Origin of the sequence: Saccharothrix sp. ST-888 (genome assembly GCF_000955975.1) — a bacterium.
Taxonomy (GTDB): domain Bacteria; phylum Actinomycetota; class Actinomycetes; order Streptomycetales; family Streptomycetaceae; genus Kitasatospora.
Map to the genome: position 1 here is coordinate 1 of NZ_JYJF01001116.1, position 250 is coordinate 250.

The window sequence follows — 250 nt, forward strand, 5'->3', positions numbered from 1 at the left end:
CCGAGGTCGTGGGTGATCAGGATCAGGCCCATGTTGTACTCGGCCTGGAGCTCCGCCAGCAGCTCCATCACCTGCGCCTGGACCGTCACGTCCAGCGCCGTGGTCGGCTCGTCCGCGATGATCAGATCCGGTTCGAGCGCCAGCGCCATCGCGATCATGATGCGCTGACGCATACCGCCCGAGAACTGGTGCGGATAGTCGTTCACCCGCTCCCTGGCCGCCGGGATGCGCACCCGCTCCATCAGCTCGA

Annotated in this window: 1 protein-coding gene; it reads right to left on the minus strand. The window is 66.4% G+C overall.

Annotated features, from left to right (window positions below; genetic code table 11):
- On the minus strand, nt 1-250 hold a 250-nt coding region (locus UK12_RS35865; RefSeq protein ID WP_156179202.1), incomplete at both ends, for an ATP-binding cassette domain-containing protein.